The 16,034-nt window shown below is 64.1% G+C and carries 15 protein-coding genes; 2 read left to right on the top strand and 13 right to left on the bottom strand.

Annotated elements, in window-relative coordinates:
- Positions 1-72: 72 nt before the first annotated feature.
- The 8 genes from LJE63_02170 to htpX form a co-directional block, all read right to left on the bottom strand.
- The gene (locus tag LJE63_02170) at positions 73-633 is read right to left on the bottom strand and encodes a PilZ domain-containing protein (protein ID MCG6905405.1); all 561 of its coding nucleotides are present in this window, start codon (positions 631-633) and stop codon (positions 73-75) included.
- 156 nt (positions 634-789) lie between these two features.
- A complete protein-coding gene (locus LJE63_02165) occupies positions 790-2,400 on the bottom strand; it encodes a response regulator (GenBank protein MCG6905404.1) in 1,611 nt (536 codons plus the stop codon).
- Between the two features lie 265 nt (positions 2,401-2,665).
- The gene (locus LJE63_02160; protein MCG6905403.1) at positions 2,666-3,580 is read right to left on the bottom strand and encodes a hydroxymethylglutaryl-CoA lyase; all 915 of its coding nucleotides are present in this window, start codon (positions 3,578-3,580) and stop codon (positions 2,666-2,668) included.
- 34 nt (positions 3,581-3,614) lie between these two features.
- Positions 3,615-4,091 carry a DUF5658 family protein gene (locus tag LJE63_02155; GenBank protein ID MCG6905402.1) on the bottom strand — a complete coding sequence of 159 codons (477 nt, stop codon included), beginning with the start codon at positions 4,089-4,091 and terminating at the stop codon, positions 3,615-3,617.
- A gap of 260 nt (positions 4,092-4,351) precedes the next feature.
- Positions 4,352-5,104, bottom strand: a complete 753-nt coding sequence (locus LJE63_02150) for a PAS domain S-box protein (protein ID MCG6905401.1) — start codon at positions 5,102-5,104, stop codon at positions 4,352-4,354.
- A gap of 37 nt (positions 5,105-5,141) precedes the next feature.
- Complete coding sequence (locus LJE63_02145; protein MCG6905400.1) at positions 5,142-5,366, bottom strand: tetratricopeptide repeat protein; 225 nt, start codon at positions 5,364-5,366, stop codon at positions 5,142-5,144.
- 92 nt (positions 5,367-5,458) lie between these two features.
- Positions 5,459-5,713, bottom strand: coding sequence for a hypothetical protein (locus LJE63_02140; GenBank protein ID MCG6905399.1), 255 nt, complete (start codon positions 5,711-5,713; stop codon positions 5,459-5,461).
- 30 nt (positions 5,714-5,743) lie between these two features.
- On the bottom strand, positions 5,744-6,682 hold the full coding sequence (gene htpX / locus LJE63_02135; protein ID MCG6905398.1) for a zinc metalloprotease HtpX: 939 nt from the start codon (positions 6,680-6,682) through the stop codon (positions 5,744-5,746).
- A 266-nt stretch (positions 6,683-6,948) separates the two neighbouring features.
- On the opposite strand from htpX, the gene LJE63_02130 reads away from it, so the two are divergent.
- Positions 6,949-8,661, top strand: a complete 1,713-nt coding sequence (locus LJE63_02130; protein MCG6905397.1) for an FAD-dependent oxidoreductase — start codon at positions 6,949-6,951, stop codon at positions 8,659-8,661.
- 44 nt (positions 8,662-8,705) lie between these two features.
- Here the strand turns inward: LJE63_02130 and LJE63_02125 are convergent, their stop codons facing one another.
- The 5 genes from LJE63_02125 to LJE63_02105 all read right to left on the bottom strand — a co-directional run bounded on the left by LJE63_02125 (position 8,706) and on the right by LJE63_02105 (position 15,246).
- Positions 8,706-10,172, bottom strand: a complete 1,467-nt coding sequence (locus tag LJE63_02125) for a leucyl aminopeptidase (GenBank protein ID MCG6905396.1) — start codon at positions 10,170-10,172, stop codon at positions 8,706-8,708.
- Between the two features lie 6 nt (positions 10,173-10,178).
- Entirely contained in the window at positions 10,179-10,814 is a 636-nt protein-coding gene (locus LJE63_02120; protein MCG6905395.1) for a flavodoxin family protein, read from the bottom strand.
- Between the two features lie 79 nt (positions 10,815-10,893).
- The gene (locus LJE63_02115) at positions 10,894-11,709 is read right to left on the bottom strand and encodes a TatD family hydrolase (protein ID MCG6905394.1); all 816 of its coding nucleotides are present in this window, start codon (positions 11,707-11,709) and stop codon (positions 10,894-10,896) included.
- An 83-nt stretch (positions 11,710-11,792) separates the two neighbouring features.
- A complete protein-coding gene (locus LJE63_02110) occupies positions 11,793-13,655 on the bottom strand; it encodes an ATP-binding cassette domain-containing protein (GenBank protein ID MCG6905393.1) in 1,863 nt (620 codons plus the stop codon).
- A gap of 13 nt (positions 13,656-13,668) precedes the next feature.
- Positions 13,669-15,246: an MBL fold metallo-hydrolase gene (locus LJE63_02105; GenBank protein ID MCG6905392.1), complete on the bottom strand. Its 1,578-nt coding sequence runs from the start codon at positions 15,244-15,246 to the stop codon at positions 13,669-13,671.
- 260 nt (positions 15,247-15,506) lie between these two features.
- Here LJE63_02105 and LJE63_02100 point away from each other — a divergent pair, with 260 nt between their 5' ends.
- The gene (locus LJE63_02100; protein ID MCG6905391.1) at positions 15,507-16,031 is read left to right on the top strand and encodes a response regulator; all 525 of its coding nucleotides are present in this window, start codon (positions 15,507-15,509) and stop codon (positions 16,029-16,031) included.
- Positions 16,032-16,034: the final 3 nt, after the last annotated feature.

Genomic DNA, 16,034 nt, shown 5'->3' with positions numbered 1-16,034 from the left:
TCCGTGATCTCTGGTACAGTTTGGCCGTGGGCCCGGCAAGGGACGGCGGGCGGCGTCGGCCCCGTCCGCCGGTCAGGATTCCTTTTTGGACTCCCGGATGGTCCGGCGCTGCTGCATGAAAGTGTAGGCGACCAGGCGGTCCCGCTCGGCGTCGGTCATTTCCAGAAACCGCACCCCAGTGTGGTAGACCAAGGCCTGCTCTTCACTGGCGGGTTCGATCCGCACCACCTCGCCCAAAACCTTGAAAAGCCCCAGGGGAAAACCCGGAAAACGGATGGTGACCTGCAGCAGCTGGCCAACATCCAGGGGCGCCGAGAGAACCATGAACATGCCGGCGCCGCTGATGTCGATGGTTTGCAGAACCTCTGGCGGGGCCGCATCGCCGCCCTTGCCGTGGATCAGTAGATCCATGACACGGTCCAGCTTGTCGTCGATCTGGATCAAGTACTCGACCAATTCCCCCAGATAGGCCGGGGCAGAGTCGTCTGCATCCGCAGGCTGCGGCAGTTGGCCCTGCAGCGGACGCGCCGCGGTCCGCAAGCTCCGAATTTCTTCCAGCTCCCGGGGCGTGAGCAGCTTTATTTTTGCGCGGGTCGAAATCAGGGCGCGAACAAACGTCCGTTTCTCATCCATATCCACACCAGAACCGTCCAGCAAGCCCGGCCGGCCGGCAGCGGCCGCCGGCCGGCGGCGATGGGACGGGGGAACGTGCAAGCCTGATCCGCGAAGGTAGGCGGGAATTCATAGCATCAACCGGGGCGGGTGTAAATACCAAATGCCCTCGGGGTGTTAGGCTGTCAGGGACAGGGGCGGCGACGGGTGGCGATCGGCGTCCTGCCCTGCCTCCCACTCCTGGCCGGCAATTTTACCTTCCCGGTAGAGCTGCATGAAGACGCTGACGATGGTGGGGTCGAACTGCGACCCGGCGCCCTCCTGGATGATTTCCAGAATGCGGCTCTCCGCCATGCGCCTGCGGTAGGTGCGGTCGGAGGCCATGGCGTCGTAGACGTCCGCGATGGAAAGGATCCGGGCCAGGAGGGGGATCTCCTCGCCGGCCAGGCCGTCCGGGTAGCCGGTGCCGTCGAAGCGCTCGTGGTGGGAGCGGATGATCTGTTGTTCCCGGTCCCAGAGACCCAGCTGACCCACGATGCTGGCGCCGATCAGGGAGTGCCCCTTGATGGTCTCGAATTCTTCGGGAGTCAAGCGCCCGGGTTTTAGCAAAATATCGTCAGGGATGCCAATTTTACCGATATCGTGCAGCTGGCCGGCCAGGTTCAGAATGCCGATTTCTTCGGTGGTGCAGCCCAGCTGTTTGCCGATGGCGATGGCGATCCCGGTCACGCGGTTGGAGTGCTGCTGGGTGTACTGGTCGCGGGCTTCGATGGCTTTCACGAAGGCAAACAGGGTGGAGAAGAGATTTTCATAGATATTTTCGTAGAGGGCTAGATTTTCGACGGCATAGGCGGCATTCTGGGTCATGAAGGAGAGATAGTAGAGATCTTTCTCGTTGAACCGCGGCCCGGCGGAGCGCACCATGGCGGTCAGCACGCCGAAGACTTTTTCCCGGATTTTGAGGGGAACCGCCACGAAAGATCGAATATCTTCCGCCAGCCCGCGGGCGCCGCGGTTTTCGGCAACCAGCAGGGGCACCTCATCCGCCACACTCTCCAGAATGAGGGTTTCGATCGCGGCCTCTTCGGCCGCCGCCTGCGGGACGGGGTCGGCCGCATTTTCGGGCGGTCCGCCCGGGCCACCCGGGGCTCCGGCACGCGCGATGACCACCGGTTTTTGCAGCCCGTCGTTGATCACGTAAAAACGGGAGTCCTCCGCCGGCGTTATTTCAAGGGTGAGGTCGATGACCCGCTTGAAAACGTCGGTGCTCTGGCTGATGGTGTTGAAATTGCGCATGATCTTGTTGAGCACGTGCAGTTCCTCGACCTTGCAGAGCAGCTCGCGGTTGAGCTTTTCCAGGCGCTCCTTGTGGGCGACCTCCTTCTTCAGCAGGATGTTTTCGACGAACAGCTGCCGCTCCCGCAGCACGCGCTGAACGCAGAGTTCCATCTGGTTGAGATTGACCGGTTTGATCAGGAAATCGACGACACCGTTTTTGAGAGTCCGCAGGGTGTTGTCCATGGAGGGGTAGCCGGTCATGACGATGACGGGTATCGTGTTGTCGAAGGTGCGGATGTGCTCGGCGAGTTCGAGCCCGTCCATCTCGGGCATGTTGATATCGGTGAAGCAGCAGTCGATCGGCTCGGCATGCACCAGCGCCAGCGCTTCCCGGCCGTTGCAGGCCGTGTAAACCTGGTAGCCTTTGTGCAGGAAAAATTCCCGGGCGATTTCGAGGATGCTCTCCTCGTCGTCGACAAACAGGATTTTTTGCCGCTCACTGTCGTTCATCCGTTCAGCCCGAAGAATGTGCCAAAAAAGATGGAACGGTAAAAAGCCTCAAACCAGACGGTTTCGAACAAAGTTCAATTAACGGCGCGCAAATCTCGAAGAGTGAGCCGGACTTAACTTACGCCGCAGCGACTTCGAGATGCAGCGCAACGCAGAAATTGGACTTTTGGCGGAACCTCCAAAAAAGGGCGCTGCCGCAGTTCTCTATTCGGTAGACCGGCCGGCAAACTTGATGGGCCATGACTGCCGGCGCCCCAGCCTCTGGTCAGATTTCCAGCCGGTAGAGCTTGCCGGCCATGGTCTTGCCCAGAAAAGCCGCCAGCCGGCGGGAGCAGCGGGCCACAGCGGTCGCGTCGACCCCGGTTTCGACCCCGAGGGCGGCCAACAGGTATAAGGTATCTTCGGTGGCGATATTGCCCGCGGCGCCCTGGACAAAGGGGCACCCGCCCAAGCCGCCGAAGGCGGTGTCAAACCGCGTCACCCCGCACTCCAGGCCGGCCATCAGGTTCACCAAGCCCAGGCCCCGGGTGTCGTGGAGGTGAAGGGTCAGAGGCGTGGTTCCGGTTGCGGGCAGCAACCGCCGCAACAGGCGCTTGATGGCCGGCGGCGTGGCCATCCCGGTGGTATCGGCCAGCGCCAGGCTGTGGGCCCCGGAGGCCTTGAAAGCGGCCAGAATCTGGCCCACCCGGTCCTCTGCAATGGGCCCCTCCTGAACACAGCCGAAGGCGCACTGCACGCTGGCGCGCACCCGCAGCCCCTCGCGGACAGCGGTCCGGATCAGCTCCTGGCCCTGGGCCACGGCCACCGTCAGGGGCATCCCGGTGTTGCGCCGGCTGTGGCTGTCGCTGGCGGAGACGGAAATCTCCACGGCTTGCAGGCCGCTCTTGCAGGCCCGCTCGAGGCCGACGCGGTTGAGCACCAGGCCGGAGAAGCAAACAGCCGGATCCTTGGGCAGGCGCCGGACCAGCTCCTCGGCATCGGCCATCTGGGGGACCTTGCGGGGATTGACAAAAGAGGTCACCTGGATGTTGCGGAGCCCCGCAGCGACCAGGCCCTGAACCATTTCCAACTTCAAATCGGTGGGAATCAGCGTTTTTTCGAACTGAAAGCCGTCCCGGGGGCCCACCTCAAAGAGGGTCACCCGGGGGGGGTACCCGTTTTGAACCACGGTCGCAGTCATCCCCGTCTCCAGTCCGGGTGGGACCGAAGGTCCGTCAGACCCAGAAGAAAATCAGGAACAACTCCCATTGAACCACCAGGAAAAACGGCAGAATGAAAAATGCCAGCAGAATCCGCGTCCGGATGCGCGAGCGAAAAAGGAAAACGTTGGCGTTGTAGACCACGATGAGGATTGCGATTGCGGTCAGGCCATACTTGACGATCAAAAACGGCAGGTGGCCTCGGTTGAGGAAATAGTTCAGGAGGGGGTTGATTTCAGCGGCCCCGTGCCCGATCAGGTAGAGGGTCAGGGCCGCATCCAGCAGGCTCAAAGTCAGAATCAGCGCGACGGGGATCAGGACCCGGGGATGGTAGCGGTCTACCCGATAGGACCGTTCACGGTCCGACTGCCGCCGCGGCTCCCCGCGCTTTCCCGCCAGCCAGTGCCGGCTGAAGAGCCGAAAGGCGCCGGATCGGCGGTCCTCCCCGGAGCGTCTCTCCACCTGCGGCCACCGGCAGTAGATCTCTTCCATAACCCCCGTCCAAGAGCCGTTTTCCCCTGCGTTGCCGGCAACCGCCGGCGCCGCTTCATGGCACGCGGCCGATTTGACGGCAACACCCGGCGGCCGGGATTTTCGGCCAGCCGCGGACCTGCCCGCGGACGGGTCGCAGCCCGTCACGCAAAAACATATTAATTATAGCCGTTGTCGCGGGGGAGGTCAACCGCTTTCGGCGAGTTGCCCAAAACCGGGGGCTTCCCGGGCCGGCTGGTTTCACCGGGGAATCAATCGCCCTAAGGGAGCAGGCCCGAAGCCCGGTCGATGTCGATGATCTTCTTGCCCTCGATGTATTCGCAGGTTTCATAGCGGGTGATCCGCATCAATTTGCCGGTAATCGATGCGATCTTGTCGATCTGGCGTTTGATCTTGGTCAAATCGGCCCGTACTTTCGGTGCAAGGTCCGATTCTTCCAGCACCTGGGAGAACTCGAAGGTCGCCACCTGAATTGGTTGGTTGAGCTCATGGCAGATGGCACCGGCCATCTCGATCACCCCCTGGAGCTTCTCTTTTTCCATCAGCTCCGCTTCCATCGCTTTGCGCCAGGAAATGTCCGAAACCGACACCACCGCCCGCCGCATCGGATTGGCGGGATCCAGGGTGCTGATTTTCAGGTGGCCCAGAAAGGTGGAGCCGTCCTTGCGCCGGAAGGTGGTATCCAGTTGAACGACCTCACCGGCCCGCAGGGTCGTCTCGATACCGTCGGCGATACGCGCGTAATCCCCCGTGGCGGGATACAAGGCAGACAGGCGCTTACCCTCGTAATCGCCTCTGCGGCTGAAACCGAAGAGTTTGCGCATGGCCTCGTTAACCTCCACGAAGGCCTGGTTTTCCACCAACCCGAATCCGATCGCAGAGTGCGCCAGGATGCTTTTGATGGTCTGGTTGCTGCGGCGCAGCATCTGTTCGGATTTCAGGCACTGGTCACAGATATCCTCCAGTTCCTCGATCCGAAGCTGCAGTTTCTTAAGGTTCGCGTCGGCGGTCATCGCCCTTTTCCTCGGTTTTGGCTGAAATTCGGGAAACTCATGGGGTTGGCGCCATGGCCGCCAGTCGGGCGGCGGCGGTCTTGGCGGCCTCGCTGTCGGGAAATTTGGAAATGATCTCGCGGTAGAGGGTTGCGGCGTGCTCGGGGTTGTGCTGCTTCTCTTCCAGCCGGGCGGTCTCGAGAAGCTCTGTGGGGCTGGGACCGCTGCAAGCCGGCAGCGCCAGGGCGATCACCAGCAGACAAAGGATGAGATAGGATTTCATAGGGTCCCTTCGGGCTTAGCGGTCGGGGTTGGATTTACCGGGTCCCGCAAAAACGGCAATTTCGCTCCTCCGTGGCAAACAGAGGCGGGCGCTTAGGGGGATTCGGCCAAAAGCGCCTTGGCCAACTTGAGATCATAGGCCTGGTTCGGATCGAAGCCCTTCTTGCGGTAAATGGCGCTGGCCGCCGTGATGGCCGCGTAAGGCACCCAGCCGTGCTCGGTCCACAGCTGCGGATCGTCCTGGTTCCAAAGCCTGAAATCAACCCCTGCCTCACCCTGCCGCACGTACATGCGCACCCGCTTGTTCTGGGGAAAGGGGTAGTAGTAGTGCCCCCGATCGTCTTTCATACCAAGCGCTCCTTTTGGCAAGCCGCTCCTTCAACGGGAGAGGCGGTCCCACATGGCACGGCCCGCGTCCCGGCCGCTGCTGGCCTCGCCATCCGATTGCGGCCTGCCGCTGCCGGTGGCGGGGCGGACACCGCGCAGCCGGGCGATGCGTTCGGACAACGGCGGATGGGTGGAGAAAAGGTTGGCCAGGCCGCCACCGGTGAGCGGGTTGACGGTCATCATGTGCGCGGTGGCGGGGGCGGCCTGCATCGGCAGCTGCTTGGAGTAGGCGCCGAGTTTTTCCAGAGCCCGCGCCAGCCCCTCGGGATTGCCGGAAAATCCGGCGCCAGTGGCGTCGGCCAGGTACTCGCGCGAGCGCGAAACCGCCATCTGGATCACCATGGCGGCCATCGGCGCGAGGATCGAGGTGACCAGCAGGCCGATCATGCCCAAGCCGCCGCCCTGTTGATCGTTGCGGTTGACGCCGCCGAAAATGGCCGACCAGCGCGCCATGTTGGCCAGGATCATCACCGCCCCGGCCATGGTGGCGGCGATGGAACCGATGAGAATGTCACGGTTTTTGACGTGGGCCAGTTCGTGGGCCAGCACCCCGGTGATCTCCTCGCGGTCCATCAGACGCAGCAGCCCCTCGGTGACCGCCACGACGGCGTGCTCGGGGTTGCGACCGGTGGCGAAGGCATTGGGGGTCTCCTGGGGAATGATGCAGACCTTGGGCATCGGCAGTCCGGCCCGCTGGGCCAGGGAGGCCACGATGTCGTAGATTTCCGGGGCTTGCTCGCGGGTGATCTCGCGGGCGCGGTACATCCGCAGGACCACTTTATCCGAGAACCAGTAGCTGAAAAAATTCATCCCGGCCGCCAGCAAAAAGGCGAGGATCATCCCCTGCTGGCCGCCCAGCAACCGCCCAACCAGGACGATGAAGACCGTCAACAGGGCCAGAAGAAAGGTGGTTTTGAGTTGATTCGACATTTTAGTACTCCTTCGCATTGCGGCAGACGTTTCACCTGCGACGAAAAACACGCTAAATATAAAACCAACCGCCCGTTTTGCAAGAACTCTTTTCAGGCCGCGGCCCAGGGCTTGCGGGGCCGCCGCCGCCAGTGCGGCCCTTGGAACATGCAAGACCTTGACAGGCCTGCGACAGGTGGCTAAAAGGAGTTTTTGGGATATATCCTGTTTGATGTGCAACCGCAACAAAGCGTTTCCGGACCGACCGGACGAGGAGAAAAGAAACTATGGCAAAGCGTGTGATAATCGTCGGCGCTGTGGCCCTGGGCCCCAAGGTGGCCGCCAGGGTGATGCGTCTGGACCCCGAGGCGGAAGTCAAACTGCTGGATCGGGACTATATCATTTCCTACGGCGGCTGCGGCATTCCCTACTACATCGGCGGTGACGTGGCCGACCTGGAAGGCCTGCGCTCCACCAGCGCCCACGTCCTGCGCGACAGCCGGTTTTTCAAAAACGCCAAGTGCGTCGATGTGGTGCATGCCGAGGCCCTGGCCATCGACCGCCGGGCCAAAACACTCAAAATACGCCACCAGCCTGACGGCAAAGAAGAAAACCTGCCCTACGACAAGCTGGTCCTGGCCACCGGCGCCACCCCGGTGCGGCCGCCACTGCCGGGGGTCGACCTGCCCGGGGTGTCGCTGGTCGCCAACCTTCACCACGCCAAGCTCATCAAGGACATGATCGCCAAGGGGCAGGTGGAAAGCGCGGTGGTCATCGGCGGCGGCGCCATCGGCCTTGAAATGGCCGAGGCCCTGACCGATCTGTGGGGAGTGGAAACCACCCTGGTGGAGATGATGGACCAGCTCCTGCCGCCGGCCTTCGGGTCGGACATGGCGCTCTTGATCAAAAACCACATGACCGAAAAGGGGGTGCGGGTCCTGCTCTCGGAGCGGGTCACCCGCATTCTGGGGGACGCCCAGAGCGGGGTCCAGGCGGTGGAGACCAGCAACGGCCAAATCCCGTGCCAGCTGGTGATCCTGGCCGTGGGGGTGCGCCCCAACAGCACCCTGGCCCGGGAGGCCGGTTTGGCGGTCGGGCGCTTCGGCGGCATCCGGGTGGACGAGGGGCTGCGGACCTCGGACCCGGATATCTTCGCCGGGGGGGATTGCATTGAAATCCTGCACAAGGTCAGCGGCGAGACCGTCCACATGCCGCTGGGCTCCCTGGCCAACCGCCAGGGCCGGGTAATCGGCACCAACATCACCGGGGGCTGGGGGCGCATCAGCGGCACGGTGGGCACCTTCTGCCTGAAGGTTTTCGACTTCGGCATCGCCCGGGCCGGGCTGACCGAGCGCCAAGCGGCCGCTGCGGGCTTTGACCCGGTGCACGCGGTTGTGGTGCAGTCGGACCGGGCGCACTTTTACCCGTCCCAGGAGCTCATGTATATCAAGCTGATTGCCGACCGCAAGACCCGCCGGGTGCTGGGGATCGAGGCCGTGGGCAAAGCCGGCGACGCCGTCAAGGGGCGCGTGGATGCCGTGGCCGCCCTGCTGCATCACGATGTTTGCCTGGAGGAAATCTCCAACCTCGAGGTGGCCTACGCCCCACCCTTTGCCTCGGCCATGGACATCGTCAACAACGCGGCCAATGCCCTTGAAAACATCATGGAGGGCCGGCAGGAGCCCATCGATGTGGCCGAGTTTCTCGAAGACTTCAAGGACGGCAAGATCAGGGTGCTGGACGTACGCAGCGTGGTGCAGTCCTCGCCGTTTATGGAAAAATACGGCAGCCAGTGGCTTAACATCCCCCAGGAGGAGCTGATTTGCCGCCTGGACGAGGTCCCCAAGGGAGAGAAGCTCTGCCTGATATGCGGCTCCGGGCCCCGATCTTACGAGGCCCAGCTGCTGCTGCGCAGCAAGGGCGTCAAGGAAACCCGCAACATCCAGGGGGGCGTCGGGATGGTCAAGCTCAGCGACCCCGATTTTGCCCCTTCAGAGTAACCCCCGCGGCCGGGCCGCCCGGGATTGCGGGCGGCCCGGCCCCTTCAGAGCTTTTCAATCAGCTCCCAGAGCAGCCGAACGCCGAAGCCCGTGCCCCCCGCACCGCAGTAGGCGTCTTCCTTCTTGCGATAGACCGGGCCGGCGATATCGATGTGCGCCCAGCGGGTGTCGCCGACAAACTCCGACAGAAACAAGGCCGCGGCGATGGCGCCGCCCCAGCGGGTGGTCCCCACGCTGCGCAGATCGGCGATCTCGCTCTTGAGCAGCTCCTTGTAGTCGTCCGGTAGAGGCATTTGCCAGCAGCGTTCATGGGTCACCCGGCCGGCGCGCAGGATGCCCTCGGCCAGATCGTCGTCGCGCGAAAAAACCCCGGCGATCCCCTCCCCCAGCGCCACCACGCAGGCCCCGGTCAGGGTCGCCAGGTCGATCAGGGTGTCCGGCCGGTATTTTTGGACCACGTAGGCCATGGCATCGGCCAGGATCAGGCGCCCCTCGGCGTCGGTGTTGCCGATCTCGATCGTCTTGCCGGCGTAGCTGGTGACGACATCCCCGGGCCGGTAGGCGCTGCCGGAAATCATGTTCTCCACCACCGGCAGAGCCGCCACCACCCGCAGCTTGGGCTTCAGCCGGGCGATCACGATCATCGCGGCCGCCACCGCGGCCGCACCGGCCATGTCGATCTTCATCTCCTCGATGGACCCGGTGGGTTTGAGATTCAGACCGCCGGCATCGAAGGTCACCCCCTTGCCCACCAGCGCCAGGCTTCGGCGCGCCCCTCGGGGGTTGTAGTCGATCAGCACCAGCGCGGGTCTGCTGTCGCTGCCGCCGCCGACGGCCAAAAGCGCGCCGAGCTTCTCCTTTTGCAGGGCCCGTTCGTCGAGCACGGTCACGTCCAGATTTGCGGCCCGGGCCTGTTCGGTTAAGGCCTGCACGAACTGCGCGGGCCGCTTGTCGTTGGCCGGCATGGAGACCCACTCCCGCGCCAGCAGGGTGCCGCCGCAGACCGTGGCCACCCGCTCGGGCAGGTCGCGGTGCTGCCGGGCCACCTGGGACCGGACCAGAAAGGCCAGCCGGGCCAGGGGGGTCTCCTTTTTTTCGGCCTTGTAGCGGTCGAACCGATGGTTGGCCAGAAAAGCGCCTTCCAGAAGGGCTGTCAGCAGGTCGGGGACCGTAATCTTCAGCCGGGCGGCCGCCGGCACGGCGATCAGGGCCTCCGCCAGACGGCAGCCGATGCACCTCTGAACGGCAGCCCCGGCAAAACGGCGCAGGCCTTCGCGGTCGATGGCGGCCAGGGGGCCCAGGCCGAGGAAGATCGCCCGGCGCAGCGGGAGCCCTTGGAGTGCGTGCAGGGTCAGCGCCTCACCGCTTTTGCCACTGAATTCGGGCAGGGCCTTGGCTTGGGCTGCCAGGGCGCTCAGGACCGGGTTGGGGTGCAGCTCGGCATCCTCGCAGACCGGCACCACGAGGGTCTCCACAGCGGCCGTTTTCAGGTTCAGGCTTTTCAGCTCCATGGCGATTCAGACGCCTCCAGTTGCGGGGGGTGGGCTCTCCCCGGCGCTTTCGGCGTCGGCTGCCAGCGCCAGGGCCAGGTCGCGGCCGGCGGCCAAGGCCTCTTCCAAGTACGCCGGATGCTTCAGCACGTCCCCTTGAAAGTCCAGCCCGCGAAAGCACAATGACCGCCACAACTGGGTGTCCAGGGCATCGAAGAAATAGCGGATGCTCAGCTCGACCCCCGCAAACAATTTACGCCCCCGGGTAGCCCCGGCGGCGATGAAGAGCCCCTTGCGGCGATTTTCCCATTTTCCCATGGTCGCCTGGTCGATCCAGTATTTTTTGACCCAGTGAACGTTGCAGCGGTCCATCAGGACCTTGGTGAAGGCTGAAACGGTGTAGAAAAAAATCGGCGAGGCCAGCATGATCCCGTCCATCCGCAGCAGCTTGTCGTGGAGTGGCTGATAGTCGTCCTGGATCACGCAGCGCCCGTCCTTCTTGCAGCCGTATATTTCCAGACAGGGGGACATCTTGAGGTCCCTAAGGACGACCTCCTCGACCTCGGCGCCGGCCGCACGCGCCCCCTGAACCGCGTGCTGCAGCAGGGTGGCGGTGTTGCCCCGGCGCCGGGGGCTGCCGTAAAAGGCCAGGATATAGGACATGGGCCACCTCCTTGGCGCGCGGCCGGGGCCGGGCCTGAATGGGGCTGAAACTTATCTTGCGGCCGCGCCGCCAGGCGGATCAGACCGGCTTTGACGGCCGCGGCAGACGATAGAAGGTCAGGGCGTTATCGCGGCTCAGGCGCACCAGGGCTTCCGGCGGCAGGCCCTGGGAAGCGACGAAACGTTGCAGGTCCTCGTGGAACTCACCGTCGCTGTCACTGTTGAGCATCACCCGGTGCAGGGCGCGCGGGTAGCGCGCCAACATTTCGACCACATCCGCCGCCGAGGACTTCGCCGGGCTGAGGGTCACGCCGGCCCAGAAGCCGCCCTCCAGCACCGCCCCGAGGGTTGCAAGGCTGCAGTGGTCCACCACGATGCGGTCCGCCCATGGCGTGTAGCGGTTGAGGATCGCCAGGATTTCCTCGGTCACCCGCTCTTTGTCCTCGCGCGGGGTGTGCACCCCGACCACCAGATGGCGGCTCATTTCGGTGCGCAGCAACTCCAGCTGGGCGATGAAGATTTCCTTTTCGCGCTCGTCGGCGGCATCCAGGCCGATCTCGCCGACCCCGCGGCAGAAGGGATCGGCGAGAAAAGGCGCCAGCAAGGAGGCCAGCGCCTCGGGTTTGAGGGCCGCCGGGATATGGCGCGGGTGCACGCCGGTCAGAAACCACCCCGCCAGATCGGCCTTGCGCAGGCGGTGCATGGTGTTGCGCTGGGCCTCGAGGTACTTGCGCAGCTTGGGGACGCTCCCCCCGCCGCCGCCCATGGCCCAGGCGACGGGCAGGCACCCGGCCTTGCGCAGCCAGGTTATCCGCGCCCGATGGGATTTGGCGACGAGATCGAGGTGCAGATGGCTGTCCACAAAGCGCACGGTATTGGCAGCAAGGGTCTCCATGGCGAAAGCTTCCGGTTAAGTGTCCGTGGGTGCGACCGCGGCGGCCATCCCCGCCCGTTGCGGGGCCTGCCGGTTTGCGGCCCTCAGTCCGACGCGTCGCCCTCCCCCAGCTGGGCCAGCTGGGACTCGAAGCCGGCGTTTTTCCGGTTCAGGGCCGCGCTGAGTTTCTCAAGCTCCGCAAAATGCCGGTCGATGGCCTCCTGGCAGGCATGCAGGCTTCGCGAGAGTTCGGCGATGCGCGCGCCGTCCCCGTTCTGGGAGGCCGCCAAGATCCCGCCGTTGAGATCCTTCAGCCGGGCTTCCTCGGCCTCGATCCGGTTCTCCGCCGCGGCGATGGCCTCTTCCAGGGGGCGCAGTTCCCGGCCGCGCCGGGTGATGATCTCCGAGCGCCGGCGGCGGGCCTCTTTTTTGCTGAGCTTGACCATCTGCGCGCCGCTGCGGCTCCCGCCGGCGGCTCCGCCCTCGTCGCGCCAGCCTTCGGTTTCCAGGAAGCGCTGGTAGCCGCCTTCGAAGAGGCGGGCAGTGCCGCCTTGGAAGACGATCAGACGCTCGGCCAGGGTGTGCAGAAACATCTCGTTGTGGGTCACCATCACCACCGCGCCCGGGAAGCTATCGATGGCGGCCAGAAGGGCGTCGCAGGATTCCATGTCCAGATGGTTGGTCGGTTCGTCCAGCAGCAGGAGATTGACCGGTGTCAGCAAGAGCTTGCCCAGCATCACGCGCGCCTTTTCGCCGCCGGAAAGCACGCTGATTTTCTTCAGGGCCTCGTCGCCGGCAAACAGCATCGCACCGCAGATGTTGCGGGCCTGCTGACGGCCCACATCCGGGCTGGTCCAGAGGATCTCCTCCTCCACCGTGCGGCTGTCCACCAGGCTTTGCACGTTGGTTTGCTCGAAAAAGCCCGGGGCCGCCGCCGGGTGCGGGCTCACCTCGCCGCTGGTGGGGGTCAGGGCGCCATGGAGGAGTTTGAGCAGGGTGGTTTTGCCCCGGCCGTTGGGGCCGATGATGCAGATCCGGTCCTGGGCGCGCACCGCAAAGTCCAGCCCCTTGAAAAGCGGCCGGCCGGGCGCGAAGCCAAACGCGAGGCCCCGCACCTGGAGCACAAATTTACCCTTGAAGGGCCGGCTGCGAAAGGCGAAATCCAGCTCCTGGAGCTTTTCCAGCTTTTCCGTTTTCTCCATCTTGCCCAGGGTCTTGATCCGCGACTGCACCAGATTGGCCAGGCGGGCCTTGGCGCGGAAGCGCGAAATGAACAGCTCGATCTCCTTGCGGCGACGCTCGTCGTTGAGGCGGGTCTTTTCGAAGATCTCCTCCTCCTGGGCGATCTGGGCGTAGTACTTGTGGGTGTCGCCGGCGATCTTGCGGGCCTTGCCGCGGTGCAGGCCGACGATATGGGTGGCGAGTTTGTCCATGAAACCGCGGTCGTGGGTGACCAAAATCACCTCGTGGAGCCAGTTCAGGAGAAAACGCTCGATCCAGCGGATGGAGGTGATGTCCAGGTAGTTGGTGGGCTCATCCAGCAACAGCAGGTCCGGTTCAGAGACCAGGACCTTGGCGAGGTTCAGCCGCACCTGGTAGCCGCCGGAGAAATCCGATGGGCGCCGCCCGAAATCGTTTTCGGAAAACCCCAGACCGGTCAGGATTTTTTCGACCTTCCAGACCTGGTCGCGCTCGTGGGGCGGCAGCCCGCGAACGCCCTCTCCCAGAACCGTATCAGCGCTGAAATCCAACTGCTGGCGCACGTAGCCGATGCGATAGTTGCGGGGAATGACCAGGCTGCCGGCATCGGCCTGCTCCTCACCAACGATGATCCGCAACAGCGTGGTCTTGCCCTCGCCGTTGCGGGCCACCAGCCCCACCCGCTCGCGGGCGTTGAGGCGAAAGCTGATGGACTCGAACAGCACTCTTCCGCCGTAGCTTTTGCTGAGATTTTCGACGCTGATCATAAGGCCCCCGCGGCTACAGGCGCACCGATTCCCCGACCCGGGGGACGAAGGCGTCGAACCCCTCGCCGCGCAGGAAATCGGCAAAAGCCAGGGACTGTGCCTCCTCCCCGTGGACCAGGGCGATTCGTCGGATTTTGAGGTTCGAGGCGCGCAAAAAACGCAGCATCTCATCCCGGTCACCGTGGGCGCTGAAGCCGTCGAGCTTCACCACACGCGCCCGCAGGGGGTATTCCTTGTTGAGAAATTTGACCACCGGCGCCGGGCCTGAGCGGCCGGCGGCCTCGTAAGCCTGCCCGAATTCCAGGATGCGCCGGCCGAGAGTGTTCTCGGCCATGTAGCCCACGATCAGGATGGTGTTGCGCGGGTCGTGGATCTTGTAGCGCAGGTGGTGCAGAATGCGGCCCGCCTCGCACATCCCCGAGGCCGCGATCACAATCGCCGGGCGGGGGTCGCGCATCAGGGCCATGGACTCCTCCACCGAGGCGACGAAGTTGACGTGGTGAAAGGTGAACGGGTTCTTGCCGTTGGCCAGGAAGACCTCGTTGGCCTCGCGGTCGTAGACTTCGGGGTGTTCGGCGTAGACCTGGGTCATCTTGGTCCCCAGAGGGCTGTCCAGGTAGATCGGCAGGCGCGGCAGGGCCCCCTCGTCGTAGAGCAGGTGCAGCATGTAGAGCAGCACCTGGGCGCGCCCGTAGGCAAATGAGGGAATCAAAACAACGCCGCCGCGGGCGATGGCGTCCTGCAAAGCGGTCTGGAGGGCGCTTTTAAGGTCCGCCACGGCGCTGTGCCGCCGCTGGCCGTAGGTGCTCTCCATAATCAGCAGATCAAGGGCGGCGTCCTCGGGCGCGAAGGCCAAGGTCGGGTCCCGCAGGATCGGCATGCCAAACCGCCCCAGGTCGCCGCTGAAGCCCACGGTGCAGCAGCGATGGTCCTCGCGCAGGCGAATGATGCTCACAGCCGAGCCGAGAATGTGGCCGGCGTCGTAGAAGGTGCAGTGCATCTCACGGCCCACAGCCACCGGCTCGCGGTAAGGATAGCCGTCGAAATACGATAGCGCGGCCTCGGCGTCCGCGACGGTGTAAAGCGGCCGCACCGCCTCCAGATGGTACTTGGCGATCAATTCGTCGATGACCCCGGTGTTGAGGCGGTTGTGGTCGGTCTTGAGCAGCTCTTTGATCCGGCGCACCTCGCGTTTGCTGACCTTATGGGTGCGGGGCGAGGTCTTCAGGTCGTAAAGGTGCCCCCGCACGGTCTTGTAGTTGAGGTACTCGGCGTCGGACTCCTGGATACGGGCGCTGTCGGGCAGGAGATAGCTGCAGGCGCCGGCGGTGGCCCGGGTGCAGATGATGCGGCCGGCGAAATCCTGCCGGACCAGCAGCGGCAGGCGTCCGGAGTGGTCGATGTGGGCGTGGGAGAGAACGACATTGGTCAGAATCCGCGGGTCAAACGGCAAAATGCGGTTTTTGCGGTCGCTTTCCCGGCGCCGTCCCTGGAAAAGCCCGCAGTCCAACAGGACCCGATCGGTTTCCGAGCTGATGAGGTGCATGGAGCCGGTAACTTCACGCACGGCGCCATAGAAGGTCACATGCATCGCGAGATCACTCCCTTAATGGTAGCGCCTGCAGCCGGCGGCCACCAACGGCGCCGGCCCCGAGGGCCGTGTGCGGGCCGCAGCGCCCCGCAAAGCGAGTACTATAGTGAAAAGAGCGCGGGGGGTCAAGGCCGCAAACGCCCGGGCGTTCGCGGCGCGAGCCGGGTCAACGCGGGTTGCTGGGCCCGCGCCGCAATCTTCTATGGACATGCGCGCCGGGGAGGACTAAAATGAGACGTAAAAGCAAGGGAGGCAAGGCAATGGTTAAAGCAAATGTGCTCCTGGTGGATGACGAAGTGCCTTTTGTGACCACCCTGGCCAACCGGCTGCGTAGACGGGACTTCACCGTCAGCACCGTGCACAGCGGCGAGGCCGCCATCGAGTGGCTGGACGAGCGGGCCGGCATCGATTACAACAATCGGGTCATGGCGGGCTTGGAAGAGGGCGGCAATGTGGAGGTGGTTCTGCTGGACGTCCGCATGCCGGGGCTTGACGGCATCGAAACCTTCAATTTGATCCGGGATCGGCATCCGCTGGTGGAGGTCATCATGTTGACCGGTCACGCCACGGTCGCCGAGGCCATCGAGGGCATGAAGCGCGGGGCCTTTGACTACCTGATGAAACCCTGCCCGCTGGAGGTGCTGGAGGAAAAGCTCACCGCGGCCGCCGAGCGCCGGCGCAGGCAGATGAAAAAAATCATCCAGGCCCTGAGCCAGCCCTATCGCAGCCGCCGCGACCTCAAGAACATCGTGGCGGAGGTCAAAGCCTCGACCGATGAAAAATAGGCG

It is taken from the genome of Desulfobacteraceae bacterium, assembly GCA_022340425.1.
Classification (GTDB): domain Bacteria; phylum Desulfobacterota; class Desulfobacteria; order Desulfobacterales; family JAABRJ01; genus JAABRJ01.
This window is presented reverse-complemented; position numbering and strand designations above follow the sequence as displayed.